Genomic DNA, 14,962 nt, shown 5'->3' with positions numbered 1-14,962 from the left:
CTTAGCCGGACACGCCGAAGCGGGCGGCCAGTTCGTCGCGTTGGGCCCGTACGAACGCGGCGTCCACCACGGAGCCGTGCCCCGGGACGTACCGCGCGTCCGTGCCGCCGAGGGCGAGCAGCCGGTCGAGGGCGGCGGGCCAGTGGCCGGGGATCGCGTCGGGCCCGGCCTGGGGCGTCCCGGACTCCTCCACCAGATCGCCGCAGAAGACCACCTCGGGCCGGCCGGGCACCAGGACGGCCAGGTCATGGGCGGTGTGGCCCGGCCCCACATTGGCCAGCAGCGCCGTACGGCCGCCCAGGTCGAGGCTGAGCTCCCCGCAGACCAGGTGGTGCGGGGAGACCAGATGGTCCACCGCCTCGGTGGCGGCGTCCCGGTCCACCCCGTGGCGGATCGCGTCCTCGCGCAGCGTCTCCCGCTCACGGCGCAGCAGCTCGTCCAGGCCCGTGGCCCCGTAGACCTCGCAGCCCGCGAAGGCGGCCGAGCCCAGGACATGGTCGAAGTGCGGATGGGTGAACGCGATCCGGGTGGGGCGGCGGCCGGTCAGCCGGGTGATCCCGGAGCGCAGTTCGGCCCCGGCGCGCAGGGTCGCGCCGGTGTCCACGACGAGGATGTCGGTCCGTCCGACGACCACGCCGACCGTCTCGTCCCACTCCGGCATCCGACGGCGGGCCACACCGGGCGCGAGCCGCTCCCAGCCGGCCTCTTCCCAACACGTCTCCATACCGCGACGCTAGCTCAACGGGGGTGGGGGAGAGTTGCTGCCGACGGCGGCTCTTGCCCATGCCACCGCACCCCGCCGTACACTGGCGGAGGGGCTCTGGCACTCGTGCCCGGTGAGTGCCAGACGGATGACCTGATGAGACCGCTGGACTGGAGGTGCGCGGGGTGCTCAGCGAACGCAGACTCGAGGTGCTGCGTGCCATTGTCCAGGACTATGTGGGGACGGAGGAGCCGGTCGGCTCCAAGGCGCTCACCGAGCGGCATCGGCTGGGGGTCTCGCCGGCCACGGTGCGTAACGACATGGCCGCTCTGGAGGACGAGGGGTTCATCGCCCAGCCGCATACGAGCGCCGGGCGGATCCCCACGGACAAGGGCTATCGCCTCTTCGTGGACAAGCTGGCCGGAGTCAAGCCGCTGTCCAGCCCGGAGCGGCGGGCCATTCAGAACTTCCTGGACGGTGCGGTCGACCTCGACGACGTGGTGGGGCGCACGGTCCGGCTGCTGGCGCAGCTGACCCGGCAGGTGGCGGTGGTGCAGTATCCGTCGCTGACCCGCTCGACGGTGCGCCATGTGGAGCTGCTCCCGCTGGCCCCGGCCCGGGTGATGCTGGTGCTGATCACCGACACCGGGCGGGTGGAGCAGCGCATGGTCGACTGCCCCACTCCGGTCACCGAGGATTCGCTCGCCGATCTGCGCGCCCGGCTCAACAGCCGGGTCGTGGGGCGGCGTTTCGCGGATGTGCCGCAGTTGGTGCAGGATCTTCCGGAGTCCTTCGAACAGGAGGACCGGGGGACCGTCTCGATCGTGTTGTCGACCTTGCTCGAGACGCTCGTGGAGGAGACCGAGGAGCGGCTGATGATCGGCGGCACCGCGAACCTCACGCGTTTCGTGCATGATTTCCCCCTGACGATCCGGCCCGTTCTGGAGGCACTCGAGGAGCAGGTCGTCCTCCTCAAGCTGCTGGGCGAGGCCAAGGACTCGGGTATGACCGTGCGGATCGGGCATGAGAATGCTCACGAGGGGCTGACTGCCACCTCGGTCGTCGCGGTCGGCTACGGTTCCGGCGACGAGGCGGTCGCCAAACTCGGCGTGGTCGGACCGACCCGCATGGACTACCCCGGAACGATGGGAGCGGTACGCGCAGTGGCACGTTACGTCGGACAGATCCTGGCGGAGTCGTAAGTGGCGACGGACTACTACGCAGTCCTGGGCGTGCCTCGTGATGCCTCGCAGGACCAGATCAAGAAGGCATTCCGGCGGCTCGCCCGAGAGCTGCATCCGGACGTGAACCCGGATCCGAAGACCCAGGAGCGGTTCAAGGAGATCAACGCCGCTTATGAGGTCTTGTCGGACCCGCAGAAGAAGCAGGTCTACGACCTGGGCGGGGACCCGAACGCCGGGCCGGGCGGCGGTGGCGCCGGTGGCTTCGGCGCGGGTTTCGGCAACTTCTCCGACATCATGGACGCGTTCTTCGGCACCGCCTCGCAGCGCGGTCCGCGTTCCAGGACCCGGCGCGGTCAGGACGCGATGATCCGGCTGGACGTGGAGCTCAGCGAGGCCGCGTTCGGGACCACCAAGGACATCCAGGTCGACACCGCGGTCGTCTGCACGACGTGCAGCGGCGAGGGCGCGGCGCCGGGCACCTCGGCGCAGACCTGTGACATGTGCCGTGGCCGCGGTGAGGTCTCCCAGGTGACGCGGTCCTTCCTGGGCCAGGTCATGACCTCGCGGCCGTGCCCGCAGTGCCAGGGCTTCGGCACCGTGGTGCCGACCCCGTGCCCGGAGTGCGCGGGCGACGGCCGGATCCGCTCGCGGCGCACCCTTACGGTGAAGATCCCCGCCGGTGTGGACAACGGCACCAGGATCCAGCTGGCCGGTGAGGGCGAGGTCGGACCGGGCGGCGGCCCGGCGGGCGACCTGTACGTGGAGATCCACGAGGTGCCGCACCCCGTCTTCCAGCGGCGCGGCGACGACATGCACTGCACGGTGACGATCCCGATGACCGCGGCGGCCCTCGGCACCAAGGTGCCGCTGGAGACGCTGGACGGCCTGGAGGAGATCGACATCCGGCCCGGCACCCAGTCCGGCCAGTCGGTCCCGCTGCACCAGCGCGGCGTCACCCATCTGCGCGGCGGCGGCCGGGGCGACCTGATCGTGCACGTCGAGGTGACCACCCCGACCAAGCTCGACCCGGAGCAGGAGGAGCTGCTGCGGCGGCTGTCCAAGCTGCGCGGCGAGGAGCGCCCGACCGGCGAGTTCAAGCCGGGGCAGCAGGGGCTGTTCTCGCGGCTGAAGGACGCGTTCAACGGACGGTAGGCACTCCGGGCCGGGAGACGGACCGCGGGGAGCCGCTGATCTCCGCGCCGCCCTTGATCCGGTGGTGAGCCCGTGCGGAGGGCATGACACGATGTGGCCATGTCCTCCGCGCTGACCGATCTCTACCGGTACCCGATCGTGCAGGCGCCGATGGCGGGTGGAGCCTCCTGCCCGCAGCTCGCCGCCACTGTCTCCGAGGCCGGTGGCCTCGGTTTCCTCGCCGCCGGCTACAAGACGCCGGAGGCGATGTATGAGGAGATCAAACAGCTGCGGGGGCTGACCGACCGGCCCTTCGGCATGAATCTGTTCATGCCGCAGCCGCCCAACCCCGACCCGGCCGCCGTCGCGGCCTACGGCGAGCGGCTCGCGGGCGAGGCGGCCTGGTACGAGACCTCGCTGGGCGACCCGGAGTCGGGCTCGGACGACGCGTACGACGCCAAGCTCGCCGTGCTTCTCGACAACCCCGTTCCGGTCGTCTCGTTCACCTTCGGCTGCCCGACCCGCGCCGTCCTCGACGCCCTCGCCAAGGTCGGCACCCGTACGGTCGTCACCGTGACCTCGCCCGTCGAGGCGCAGACCGCCCAGTGGGCGGGCGCCGACGCCGTCTGTGTGCAGGGCGTGGAGGCCGGCGGCCACCAGGGCACGTACAGCAATGACCCGGCCGCGGACGGGATGGGTGTCGGACTCGGGCTGCTGTCGCTGATCACGCTGGTCCGTGAGTACGTCCAGATCCCGATCATCGCGGCGGGCGGGATCATGCGCGGTTCGCAGATCGCCGCCGCGCTGTCCGCGGGCGCGGTCGCGGCCCAGCTGGGGACCGCGTTCCTGGTGTGCCCCGAGTCCGGGGCGAACGCCCTGCACAAGCAGGCGATGACGGATCCGCTGTTCGGCCGCACCGAGCTGACCCGCGCCTTCTCCGGGCGCCCGGCCCGGGGCCTGGTCAACCGCTTCATGCGCGAGCACGCCCCGTACGCGCCCGCCGCCTACCCCCAGCTGCACCACATGACTTCCGGCCTCCGTAAGGCGGCCGCCAAGGCGGGTGACCCCCAGGGGATGGCGCTGTGGGCCGGGCAGGGTCACCGGCTGGCGCGTGATCTGCCCGCCGCGCGGCTGGTGGAGATGCTCGCGATGGAACTCGACGCGGCTCGGGCCGCGTTGGGCCTTCAGCCCCAGCGGGGTGCGGTGTCGTGACCGCCCCGGTGTTCGTGGCCGACTCCCTGGCGGGGGCGGCCGCGGGGGCCCGGGTCCGGCTGGAGGGCCCGGAGGGACGCCACGCGGTGTCCGTAAGGCGGCTGCGCGTCGGTGAGCCGGTCGTGCTGACGGACGGCCACGGTACGGGCGTCCAGGGCACCGTGGCGGCCGTGGAGGGCAAGGACCGGCTGGAGGTCGCGGTGGACGAGGTGCGCCGGGAGACGGCCCCGGACCCGAGGATCACCGTCGTCCAGGCGCTGCCCAAGGGCGACCGGGGCGAACTGGCGGTGGAGACCATGACGGAGACCGGCGTGGACGCCGTCGTGCCGTGGTCGGCCGCCCGCTGTATCACCCAGTGGAAGGGCGAGCGCGGACTCAAGGCGCTCGGCAAGTGGCGGTCGACCGCGCGCGAGGCGGGCAAGCAGTCCCGTCGGCTGACCTTCCCCGAGGTCACGGACGCGATGACGACCCGGCAGGTCGCCCGGCTGCTCGCCGAGGCCCGATTCGCCGCCGTGCTCCACGAGGAGGGCGGCGAACCGCTCGCGACGGCCCAACTGCCCACGAGTGGCGAGATCGTGCTGGTCGTCGGGCCCGAAGGGGGCGTATCTCCCGAGGAGTTGGCCGCCTTCGCCGAGGCGGGCGCGCGGCCGTACCGGCTGGGCCCGAGCGTGCTGCGCACCTCCACGGCCGGAACGGCGGCCGCCGCGCTGCTGCTCGGCCGCACCGGCCGCTGGGGCTGAGAGACCCCTCCGGGGGCCATCCGTCGGGCACGCCCGCACCTGGCCGAGGACGGCCTTCCGGTTGGCGGCGGCCGATGGGAACCTACCCCCATGGGGGTATTGAGCCAGGCAAGGCAGGCACGACGGGCACGGTGGGCACGGCAGGCACGAGGAGGACGGACGCTCTTCGCCGTCGCGGCGGTCGGCGCGGCGGTGGCCGTGGTGACGGCATGTGAGCCCACGGGCGGCGGCATCAGCTCCGTGACGATCGCGATCACCACGGACCAGGTCGCCACCGAGGCGCTGGAGCGGGGCGGTGTCGGCGTCCGCTGGATGAGCTGCAACGCCGAGTTCCGGCACGGCCGTACGGCGGGTGCCGCTTCGCCCTCGCAGAGCGAGCGGGCCGGGGAGACCGACGCACGGGTGGACTGCCACGGCAGGACCGACAACGACAAGGACGTCCGGATCAGGGGCCGGGTCACCTACGTCCGGGAGGACCATTGCGTCCGGGGCGACTTGACCGGCCAGGTGGACGGCCGGAAGGTCTTCGAGGCGAATGTGATCGGGGAGTGCCAGGGCGGCGGCCCGGACACCGAGAGCCCCCGGCCGACCCGTAGTCGCCCCTGGGAGCACCGGACCACGGAGCCCCCTGAGCCGACCCGTAGCCGCCCTTGGGAGCACCGGACGACCGAGGCCCCTGAGCCGACCCGTAGCCACCCCTGGGAGCACCGGACCACGGATGCTCCCGAGCCGACCCGCAGCCACCCCTGGGAGCATCCGACCACCGAGGGCGGCGCCGGCCAGGTCGGTGCCGCCGACGGCGCCGGTGAGGACGGTAAGGGCGGCACCGGAGGCGGCGGCCGGAGCGAATAACCCGCGATCGCTTCCGTCGGCAGGCCCTCCCGGTACCATCCGGACCGTACGTGCCGACGATCCCTGAGGAGCCACCGGTGGCGGGAGAACCGCAGGCCGACTGCCTGTTCTGCAAGATTGTGTCGGGGGAGGTGCCGGCCACCGTCGTCCGCGAGACGGACACCACCGTCGCCTTCCGCGACATAAACCCCCAGGCGCCCACGCACATCCTGGTGATCCCCAAGGTGCACCACCCGGACGCGGCCTCACTCGCGGCGGCCGAACCGCAGGTCACCGCGGATGTGCTGCGCGAGGCGGGCGCGGTCGCCGCGGATGAGAAGCTCGTCGAGACGGGCTACCGCGTGGTGTTCAACACCGGCTCCGGCGCCGGTCAGACCGTCTTCCACGCGCACGCCCACGTCCTGGGCGGCCGCGGGCTCAACTGGCCCCCCGGATAACCCTTGTCCGCGCGGGAACTGATCGTCCTCGGCACCGCCAGCCAGGTGCCGACCCGGCACCGCAACCACAACGGCTATCTGCTGCGCTGGGACGGCGAGGGCCTGCTGTTCGACCCCGGCGAGGGCACCCAGCGCCAGATGCTGAGGGCCGGGGTCGCCGCCCATGACATCGACCGGATCTGTGTCACCCACTTCCACGGGGACCACTCCCTGGGCGTGGCCGGGGTGATCCAGCGGATCAACCTGGACCGGGTGCCGCACCGGGTGACCGCCCACTACCCGGCGAGCGGACAGCGGTTCTTCGAGCGGCTGCGCTACGCGACCGCCTACCGCGAGACGGTGGCGCTGAGCGAGGAGCCGGTCGCCGGTGACGGCGCGCTGCTGGCCCGCACCCCCGCGTACACGCTGGAGGCCGTCCGGCTCTCGCACCCCGTCGAGTCCTACGGCTATCGCCTGATCGAACCCGACGGCCGCAGGATGCTGCCCGAGCGGCTCGCCGCGTTGGGCGTCCGCGGCCCGGACATCGGCCGGCTCCAGCGGGACCGGGTGCTGGAGATCGAGGGGCGCACAGTGGCGATCGAGGAGGTCAGCGAGGTGCGCCGGGGGCAGCGCTTCGCGTTCATCATGGACACCCGGCTGTGCGACGGCGCCGACGCGCTGGCGCAGGGGTGCGATCTGCTGGTCATCGAGTCGACCTTCCTGGACGAGGATGAGGCCCTGGCCGTCGAGTACGGGCATCTGACCGCCGGGCAGGCCGCCCGGCTCGCCGCCGGGGCGGGGGTGCGGCATCTGGTGCTGACGCACTTCTCGCAGCGCTACGGCGACCCCTCCGAGTTCGAGCGCCAGGCGCGGGACGCGGGGTTCGAAGGGGAGCTCACGATCGCCCAGGACCTGATGACGGTGGCGCTGCCCAAACGGCGCTGAGGGCGCCCGGGCGGGGCGTGGGGGCCGATGGGCCGCAGCGCCCCGGCGAGGGCGCCCGGGACCGGTGACCGCCGAGGGTGACGGTGGCCGGACCCCGGCCCGTTGTCGGTGCCATCGTGCACACTGGCCGCACCCGCATCAGACGGCGGCGGGCAGACCGGCAAGACCTGGGAGAGCGCGGTGACGACACACGAGGGCGACAAGCTCACGGCGGGCTACCACCTGCTCGACCCGCTCGCGGACGTGCGCCGCCCCGGCGACGCGGACTGCGACGTCTATCTCACCGGCACGGTCTTCCTGGACATCATCTTCACCGGTCTGGACAGCGCCCCCGTCCGCGGCACCGAGTCCTGGGCACGCGGCATGGGGTCGAGCCCCGGCGGCGTCGCCAATATGGCCACCGCCCTGGCCCGGCTCGGCCTGCGCACCTCGCTCGCCGCCGCCTTCGGCGACGACCACTACGGGGACTACTGCCGGGACGCCCTGGACCACGGCGAGGGCATCGATCTCTCGCTCTCCCGCACGATCCCCGGCTGGCACTCCCCGGTGACCGTCTCCATGGCCTACGAGGGCGAGCGGACCATGGTCTCGCACGGCCATGAGGCCCCGCCGCCCGAGGAGCCCGCGCCCAGCTGCCCGCCCCCGGCCCGCGCCGCCGTGGCCTCCCTGGTGCCCGGCGGCGGCCAGGGGTGGGTCGCCGAGGCCGCCCGCCGCGGCAGCAGGATCTTCGCGGACGTCGGCTGGGACGACACCGGCCGCTGGGACCCGGCCGACCTCGCCGAGCTGGAGCACTGCGAGGCGTTCCTGCCCAACGCCGAGGAGGCGATGCGCTACACCCGCACCGACTGCCCGCGCGCCGCCGCCCGGGCCCTGTCCGACCTGGTGCCGCTGGCCGTCGTCACGCTCGGCTCCGAGGGGGCGTACGCGGTCGACGGCCGCACCGGCGAGACCGCCGAGGTGCCCGCGATCTCCGTGGAGGCCCTGGACCCGACCGGGGCCGGGGATGTGTTCGTCGCCGGTTTCGTCACCGGCACGCTCGCCGGGTGGCCGCTCGCCGACCGGCTGGCCTTCGCCGGGCTGACCGCGGCGCTGTCGGTGCAGGAGTTCGGCGGCTCGCTGTCGGCGCCCGGCTGGGTCGAGATCGCCGCCTGGTGGCAGCACGCCCGCGCCTACGACGACCAGCCCGCCCGCGCGCTGCGCCGCTACGCCTTCCTCGACCGGCTGCTCCCGGCCGCCGCCCGCCCGTGGCCGCTGCGCCGGGCCGTGCCGACGATCGGTTTCCGCCAGGCGTAGCGCGGGCCGCGTGGCGGGCGTGGCGGGCCCCGGATGAGCGGGGCGATGAGCGGATAGGAGTAAAAGCGCTCGGGTGTTGTCGGTGCTCCGTCGTACCCTGGAACCCAAGGTTGTCGAGCGGCGAGAACCCTGTAGCGGGAGGTAGAAGCAGGCCAGAGAGCCGGCCCATGACGCAACCAACCACAGCACCGCAGGCGCATGCGCAGTTCACGGTCCCGAGCAAGCACCCCATGGTCATGGTCCTGGGATCCGGTGACGCGCTGCTCCGTGTGATCGAGAACGCGTTCCCGGCGACCGATATTCATGTACGGGGCAACGAAGTCAGCGCCACCGGGGATCCGACGGAAGTAGCCCTGGTCCAGCGTCTGTTCGATGAGATGATGCTGGTGCTCCGCACCGGTCAACCGATGACGGAGGATGCGGTGGAGCGCTCGATCTCCATGCTGCGCGCGGCTGAGAACGGCGGGAGCGAGGTGCAGGAGACGCCCGCCGAGGTGCTCACCCAGAACATCCTCTCCAACCGCGGCCGCACCATCCGCCCCAAGACGCTCAACCAGAAGCGCTATGTCGACGCCATCGACAAGCACACGGTCGTCTTCGGCATCGGCCCCGCGGGCACCGGCAAGACCTATCTCGCCATGGCCAAGGCGGTCCAGGCGCTGCAATCTAAGCAGGTCAACCGGATCATCCTCACCCGGCCCGCGGTCGAGGCGGGGGAGCGGCTCGGCTTCCTGCCCGGCACCCTCTACGAGAAGATCGACCCGTATCTGCGGCCGCTCTACGACGCGCTGCACGACATGCTCGACCCCGACTCCATCCCGCGCCTGATGGCCGCGGGCACGATCGAGGTCGCGCCGCTGGCGTACATGCGTGGCCGTACGCTCAATGACGCGTTCATCATCCTCGACGAGGCCCAGAACACGAACCCCGAGCAGATGAAGATGTTCCTCACCCGGCTCGGCTTCGACTCCAAGATAGTGATCACCGGCGACATCACCCAGATCGACCTCCCCGGCGGGACCAAGAGCGGTCTGCGCCAGGTGCGGGAAATCCTGGACGGCGTCGACGATGTTCACTTCTCCATGCTCACCAGCACCGACGTGGTCCGTCACAAGCTGGTCGGCCGGATCGTCGACGCATACGACCAGTACGACAGTCGCAACGGAAAGTAACCGCGAACCCCCATGGCGATCGACGTCAACAACGAATCCGGTACCGATATCGACGAGCGGGCGGTGCTGGACATCGCCCGCTACGCGCTCGCCCGGATGCGTATCCACCCGCTCTCCGAGCTCTCGGTGATCGTCGTCGACGCCGACGCCATGGAGCAGTTGCACATCCAGTGGATGGATCTGCCGGGTCCGACCGATGTCATGTCCTTCCCGATGGACGAGCTGCGCCCGCCGGCCAAGGACGACGAGGAGCCCCCGCAGGGCCTCCTCGGGGACATCGTGCTCTGCCCCGAAGTGGCCAAGAAGCAGGGGGAGGAGGCGCCGACCGGGCACTCCATGGACGAGGAGCTCCAGCTGCTCACCGTCCACGGCGTCCTCCACCTCCTCGGCTATGACCACGAGGAGGCGGACGAGCGCGCCGAGATGTTCGGCCTCCAGGCCGCCATCGTCGACGGCTGGCGCGCGGAGCAGGGCGTCACCGGCCCCTCCCCGGCCCCCACCGTCCGATGAGCGCGCAGCTCGTCACCGCGGCCGTCCTGCTGGTCGTGGTGGCCTGGCTGGCGGCGTGCGCGGAGGCCGGTCTCGCCCGCACCACCCGGTTCCGCGCCGCGGAGGCCGTGCGCTCCGGGCGCCGGGGCAGCGCCAAGCTGATGCTCGTCGCCGAGGACCCCACCCGCTATCTCAACGTGGCCCTGCTGGTCCGGGTCGCCTGCGAGGTCGCGGCGGGCGCGGTCGTCACCTTCGCGAGCCTGCGCGAGTTCCCCGAGACCTGGAAGGCGCTGACCGTCGCGATCGGCGTGATGGTCCTGGTGTCGTATGTGGCCGTCGGCGTCTCCCCGCGCACCATCGGCGCCCAGCATCCGCTCAACACCGCGACCGTCGCCGCCTATGTGCTGATCCCGCTGGCCCGGGTCATGGGCCCCATCCCGCCGCTGCTGATCCTCCTCGGTAACGCGCTGACGCCCGGCAAGGGCTTCCGCAAGGGCCCGTTCGCCTCCGAGGCCGAGCTGCGCGCCCTGGTGGACCTCGCCGAGCAGGAGTCGCTGATCGAGGACGAGGAGCGGCGCATGGTCCACTCCGTCTTCGAGCTCGGCGACACCCTGGTGCGCGAGGTGATGGTGCCGCGCACCGACCTCGTGGTCATCGAGCGCTTCAAGACCATCCGGCAGGCCCTCACCCTCGCGCTGCGCTCCGGCTTCTCCCGGATCCCGGTCACCGGGGAGAACGAGGACGACATCGTCGGGATCGTCTACCTCAAGGACCTGGTCCGCAAGACGCATATCAACCGCGAGGCCGAGGCCGAGCTGGTCTCCACCGCGATGCGGCCCGCCGCCTTCGTCCCGGACACCAAGAACGCGGGCGATCTGCTGCGCGAGATGCAGCAGGAGCGCAACCACGTGGCCGTGGTGATCGACGAGTACGGCGGCACGGCGGGGATCGTCACCATCGAGGACATCCTGGAGGAGATCGTCGGCGAGATCACCGATGAGTACGACCGCGAGCTGCCGCCCGTCGAGGACCTCGGCGACGGCACCCACCGGGTGACCGCCCGGCTCGCCCTGGGCGACCTGGGGGAGCTGTACGGCACGGAGCTGGAGGACGAGGACGTCGAGACGGTGGGCGGGCTGCTCGCCAAGGCGCTGGGCCGGGTGCCGATCGCGGGCGCCAAGGCCGAGGTCGACGTCCCCGAGGGCGGGGTGGACCCCGCGCTCAAGGCGCTGCGGCTGACCGCCGAGTCCCCGGCGGGCCGCCGCAACCGCATCGTCACGGTGCTGGTCGAGCCGATTCGCGAAACCGCCGCGGCCGAGCCGGAGTAACCCGCGCGCACGCCGTGATGCGGCCCCGTCCACACCCCGTGGGCGGGGCCGCGCTGTGCTCCGGCCCGGCCCGCCTGCCGCGCGCTCCCGCCTCCCGCGCTCCCGCCTCCCGCCTGCCGCGCGCTCCCGCCTCCCGCGCTCCCGCCTCCCGCCTGCCGTGCTCCCGCCTGCCGCGCTCCCGCCGTACGCGCCGGGGCGCGGCGCCCGCCCGTACGACAGCGGGCCGTCGCGCCAGCGCATCGGCAACGCGCGGGCCGCGCTGCGCCATCCGGGTGGAATAGCCGTCCGCTCCCTGGCCCATCTGGCGTAGGCGCCCGCTTACTTGCAGATACCGACTGGTGGGTCGCCCATACCTCTGTCGGGGGACAGTCGGCCTGTCTGCTTTGACGTAGACAGGTCGGCCGTATGGGCACCCCCGCACAGAGGCCATGGCTCCGCGCGGCAGGTTCCGCGCGGAGCCGGGCGGCTCATCCCCCTGAGCTCAGGAAAGGGCGGCCGCTTCCATGTCCACCACCACGGTGACCTCCACGCCGAATCCTTCCGTCTTCGGTCAATCCGTCACCTACACCGCCACCGTCACCGGCATCACCGCCGGAACCCCTCCATGGGGCGATGTGACCTTCGTCATCGCCGGTGGTCCGACCATCGGCCCCGTGGCGCTCACCCAGACCGGGGTCGACTCCGGCACGGCCAGCGTGACCGACTCCAGCCTCGGCGTCGGCTCCCATCTGGTCACGGCGAACTTCGTCAACTCCAGTGATCCTCTGGACAATTCGTCCGGCACGACCATCCAGCAGGTCAACCAGGCCGCGACCACCACCACCGTCACCTTCGTCCCACCCGCGCCCGTCTGCGGCGAGACCGTGACCCTGACCGCCAGTGTGGCGGCGGTGCCCCCGGGCAGCGGCACCCCCACCGGTACGGTCACCTTCATCATCAGCGCGGACGGGCCCACGGTGACCGGGGCCCTCGACGGGTCCGGGAACGCCTCCGTCACCGTTCCCGCCCTGAGCGTGGGCACGCACCAGGTCGCCGCGTTCTACAACGGCGACACCAACTTCGCCCCGTCCAACTCGCCCTTGACGCCGCTGACCATCAACCCGGCGTCCTCCACCACGACCCTCACGATCTCCCCCGCCTCGCCGGTCTGCGGTGAGGCGGTGACCCTGTGCGCGCAGGTGACCACGACACCGCCCGGCACGTGCGCGCCGACCGGGACGGTGACGTTCACGATCGCGGGCGGTCCGACCCTCACCGGGACGCTTGACGCGACCGGCCAGGCGTGCGTGACGACCAGCGCCATCCCGGTGGGTACCCATGCCGTGACGGCCACCTACGCCGGAAACGGAGATGTCGCGGCCTCGACCGACACCGGCTCGGTCACGGTCGGTCAGGGAGCCTCGACGACGACGGTCTCGGTGTCCCCCGCTTCGCCGGTCTGCGGTGAGGCGATCACCATCTGCGCCCAGGTGACAGTGTCGCCCCCGAGCACCTGTACGCCCACGGGCACGGTGACCTTCGTGATCACCGGTGGTCCGACCCTGACGGGCACGCTGAACGCGAGCGGCCAGGCGTGCGTGACCACCAGCGCGCTGACCGCAGGGTCGTACACCGTGACCGCCACGTACGGTGGCAGCACGGACATCGCGGGCTCCACCGGCACGGCGTCGGTCACCGTGGGCCAGGGCGTCTCGGGTATCTCGGCGAGCATCTCGCCCAGCCCGTCCGTCTGCGGTGAGCCGGTGACCATCTGCGCGGACGTGAGCGTCGCGCCGCCGAGCACATGTATCCCCACCGGGAACGTGACGTTCGCCGTCTCCGGTGGCCCGACCCTGACGGGCACGCTGGACGCGGCCGGTCAGGCGTGCGTGACGACCAGTGCCATTCCGGTCGGCACCCACAGCGTGACCATCACCTACCCGGGCGACGGGGACGTCCTGGGCTCGGCGACGACGCTCCCCCTGACGGTGAATCAGGCGTCCTCGACGACCACGCTGACCATCACACCCCCCTCGTCGTCGTGCGGAGAGTCGGTGACCCTGTGCGCGCAGGTGACCACGACACCGCCCGGCACCTGCGCGCCGACCGGGACGGTGACGTTCACGATCGCGGGCGGTCCGACCTTGACCGGGACGCTGAACGGCAGTGGTCAGGCGTGTGTGACGACCAGCGCCATTCCGGTCGGCACCCACGCGGTGACGGCCACCTACTCCGGTGACACCGGCGTCGCCGGTTCGTCCGCCTCCGGGTCCGTCACGGTCAACCAGGGCGTCTCCACCACGACGCTGAGCTTCCTGCCCACCTCTCCGGTGTGCGGCCAGCCGGTGACCCTGTGCGCCCAGGTGACGGTCTCGGCGCCCAGCACCTGCACCCCGACCGGAACGGTGACGTTCACGATCGCGGGCGGTCCGACCCTGACCGGAACGCTCGACGCGACCGGTCAGGCCTGTGTGACGACCAGCGCCATTCCGGTGGGCACGCACGCGGTGACGGCCGCGTACGCGGGCAACACGGGCGTGGCGGGCTCCTCGGCCTCCGGATCCATCACCGTCGGCCAGGCCGCGTCCACGACCGCGCTGACCATCACGCCCGCCTCCCCGGTGTGCGGCCAGCCGGTGACCCTGTGCGCGCAGGTGACCACGACGTCGCCCGGCACCTGCACCCCGACCGGGACGGTGACGTTCACGATCGCGGGTGGTCCGACCCTGACCGGGACGCTGAACGCCAGCGGTCAGGCGTGCGTGACGACCAGCGCCATCCCGGTGGGCACCCACGGCGTGACGGCCTCGTACGGGGGCAACACGGGTGTGGCGGGCTCCTCGGCGTCCGGCTCCGTCACCGTCGGCCAGGCGAGCACCACGACCACGCTCACCTCCTCGCCGAACCCGTCCGCCCCCGGCCAGAACGTGACCTTCACCGCCACCGTGACCGCGGTGCCGCCGGCGACGGGCATCCCGACCGGGAACGTCACCTTCGTGATCAGCGGCGGGCCCACCCTCATCGGCACGCTCAACGGCGCGGGACAGGCCACCGTCAGCACCAACACCCTCACCACCGGCGCGCACACGGTCACCGCCACCTACGGCGGCGACACCTGCTTCGCCGGTTCCACCTCGCCGACCATCACCCAGAACGTGGTCGTGGCGCCGACCGGGACCACCGTGACCGCCACCCCGGCCACCATCCGGCTGCGGATCAACGGCACGCTGATCATCCCGACCCTGAGCGCGACGCTGAGGGACGCGTCGAACAACCCGATCCCCGGCCAGACCCTCACCTTCGTCGCCAACTCCGTCCTGGGCCCGATCGCGCTGGGCAGCGCGGTCACCAACGCCAGCGGTACGGCGACGCTCAGCAATGTCACCGTCTCACCGACCGTGCTCACCGCCTCGACGTACACCGCCTCCTTCGCGGGGGCTCCGGGCCTGAGCCCGTCGTCGGGTTCGGCCTCGCTGACCTTCCAGCCGTCGCCGATCCTCCCGTAAGGAGCCGACCCC

Annotated in this window: 14 protein-coding genes; 13 read left to right on the top strand and 1 reads right to left on the bottom strand. The window is 72.0% G+C overall.

The annotated features are described in order from the left end of the window. Position 1: 1 nt before the first annotated feature. A complete protein-coding gene (locus ACT2CW_RS26410; protein ID WP_330807824.1) occupies positions 2-724 on the bottom strand; it encodes an MBL fold metallo-hydrolase in 723 nt (240 codons plus the stop codon). Positions 725-888: 164 nt separating this feature from the next. Here ACT2CW_RS26410 and hrcA point away from each other — a divergent pair, with 164 nt between their 5' ends. From hrcA to ACT2CW_RS26345, 13 genes are all read left to right on the top strand, one after another. Further along, entirely contained in the window at positions 889-1,905 is a 1,017-nt protein-coding gene (gene hrcA, locus ACT2CW_RS26405; RefSeq protein ID WP_086884076.1) for a heat-inducible transcriptional repressor HrcA, read from the top strand. Continuing rightward, a complete protein-coding gene (gene dnaJ, locus ACT2CW_RS26400; protein ID WP_037946013.1) occupies positions 1,906-3,039 on the top strand; it encodes a molecular chaperone DnaJ in 1,134 nt (377 codons plus the stop codon). A 99-nt stretch (positions 3,040-3,138) separates the two neighbouring features. Next, positions 3,139-4,230, top strand: coding sequence for a nitronate monooxygenase (locus tag ACT2CW_RS26395; protein WP_445518493.1), 1,092 nt, complete (start codon positions 3,139-3,141; stop codon positions 4,228-4,230). After that, complete coding sequence (locus tag ACT2CW_RS26390; RefSeq protein ID WP_414084238.1) at positions 4,227-4,970, top strand: 16S rRNA (uracil(1498)-N(3))-methyltransferase; 744 nt, start codon at positions 4,227-4,229, stop codon at positions 4,968-4,970. The genes ACT2CW_RS26395 and ACT2CW_RS26390 overlap by 4 nt, the downstream gene beginning before the upstream one ends. Positions 4,971-5,060: 90 nt before the next feature. Beyond that, the gene (locus ACT2CW_RS26385; RefSeq protein ID WP_445518492.1) at positions 5,061-5,822 is read left to right on the top strand and encodes a hypothetical protein; all 762 of its coding nucleotides are present in this window, start codon (positions 5,061-5,063) and stop codon (positions 5,820-5,822) included. Positions 5,823-5,899: 77 nt separating this feature from the next. Further along, positions 5,900-6,259, top strand: a complete 360-nt coding sequence (locus ACT2CW_RS26380) for a histidine triad nucleotide-binding protein (protein WP_037946019.1) — start codon at positions 5,900-5,902, stop codon at positions 6,257-6,259. Between the two features lie 3 nt (positions 6,260-6,262). Next, entirely contained in the window at positions 6,263-7,183 is a 921-nt protein-coding gene (locus ACT2CW_RS26375) for a ribonuclease Z (RefSeq protein ID WP_182470378.1), read from the top strand. 180 nt (positions 7,184-7,363) lie between these two features. Continuing rightward, positions 7,364-8,476: a carbohydrate kinase family protein gene (locus tag ACT2CW_RS26370; protein ID WP_182470379.1), complete on the top strand. Its 1,113-nt coding sequence runs from the start codon at positions 7,364-7,366 to the stop codon at positions 8,474-8,476. A 167-nt stretch (positions 8,477-8,643) separates the two neighbouring features. Beyond that, positions 8,644-9,648, top strand: coding sequence for a PhoH family protein (locus tag ACT2CW_RS26365; protein WP_164429506.1), 1,005 nt, complete (start codon positions 8,644-8,646; stop codon positions 9,646-9,648). A 12-nt stretch (positions 9,649-9,660) separates the two neighbouring features. Further along, the gene (ybeY, locus tag ACT2CW_RS26360; RefSeq protein ID WP_020871394.1) at positions 9,661-10,158 is read left to right on the top strand and encodes an rRNA maturation RNase YbeY; all 498 of its coding nucleotides are present in this window, start codon (positions 9,661-9,663) and stop codon (positions 10,156-10,158) included. After that, positions 10,155-11,465: a hemolysin family protein gene (locus tag ACT2CW_RS26355; RefSeq protein WP_164429504.1), complete on the top strand. Its 1,311-nt coding sequence runs from the start codon at positions 10,155-10,157 to the stop codon at positions 11,463-11,465. Before ybeY ends, ACT2CW_RS26355 begins: the two co-directional genes overlap by 4 nt. 157 nt (positions 11,466-11,622) lie before the next feature. Beyond that, on the top strand, positions 11,623-11,775 hold the full coding sequence (locus ACT2CW_RS26350; RefSeq protein ID WP_445518491.1) for a hypothetical protein: 153 nt from the start codon (positions 11,623-11,625) through the stop codon (positions 11,773-11,775). A gap of 193 nt (positions 11,776-11,968) precedes the next feature. Next, the gene (locus ACT2CW_RS26345) at positions 11,969-14,950 is read left to right on the top strand and encodes a beta strand repeat-containing protein (RefSeq protein WP_445518490.1); all 2,982 of its coding nucleotides are present in this window, start codon (positions 11,969-11,971) and stop codon (positions 14,948-14,950) included. The last annotated feature ends 12 nt before the right edge of the window (positions 14,951-14,962 follow it).

It is taken from the genome of Streptomyces sp. NEAU-174 (assembly GCF_052665095.1).
This window is presented reverse-complemented; position numbering and strand designations above follow the sequence as displayed.

Coding starts and splice junctions, on each gene's coding strand:
- ACT2CW_RS26410 (WP_330807824.1), bottom strand. CDS start 724: ATGGAGACGTGTTGGGAAGAGGCCGGCTGGGAGCGGCTCGCGCCCGGT.
- ACT2CW_RS26395 (WP_445518493.1), top strand. CDS start 3,139: ATGTCCTCCGCGCTGACCGATCTCTACCGGTACCCGATCGTGCAGGCG.
- ACT2CW_RS26385 (WP_445518492.1), top strand. CDS start 5,061: ATGGGGGTATTGAGCCAGGCAAGGCAGGCACGACGGGCACGGTGGGCA.
- ACT2CW_RS26365 (WP_164429506.1), top strand. CDS start 8,644: ATGACGCAACCAACCACAGCACCGCAGGCGCATGCGCAGTTCACGGTC.
- ybeY (WP_020871394.1), top strand. CDS start 9,661: ATGGCGATCGACGTCAACAACGAATCCGGTACCGATATCGACGAGCGG.
- ACT2CW_RS26355 (WP_164429504.1), top strand. CDS start 10,155: ATGAGCGCGCAGCTCGTCACCGCGGCCGTCCTGCTGGTCGTGGTGGCC.
- ACT2CW_RS26345 (WP_445518490.1), top strand. CDS start 11,969: ATGTCCACCACCACGGTGACCTCCACGCCGAATCCTTCCGTCTTCGGT.